Genomic DNA, 217 nt, shown 5'->3' with positions numbered 1-217 from the left:
GTCAACCTCAGCGTCTGAGTCAGCCTCAACAAGTGCATCAACCTCAGCATCTGAATCAGCAAGTACAAGTGCATCAACATCAGCATCTGAGTCAGCATCAACATCAGCATCTGAGTCAGCATCAACATCAGCATCTGAATCAGCATCAACAAGTGCATCAGAATCAGCAAGCACATCGGCTTCTGAATCAGCATCAACAAGTGCGTCAGAATCAGCA

General features: G+C 46.5%; 1 protein-coding gene. It reads right to left on the bottom strand.

All coding sequences use genetic code 11. The features are described 5' to 3' along the window. On the bottom strand, nucleotides 1-217 hold a 217-nt coding region (locus tag ADH81_RS11275; protein WP_049526283.1), incomplete at both ends, for a hypothetical protein.

This window comes from Streptococcus pseudopneumoniae, from assembly GCF_001072925.1.
Classification (GTDB): Bacteria; Bacillota; Bacilli; order Lactobacillales; family Streptococcaceae; genus Streptococcus; species Streptococcus pseudopneumoniae_Q.
The sequence above is the reverse complement of the archived record's forward strand: the minus strand, read 5'-3'. Positions and strand labels throughout refer to the sequence as shown.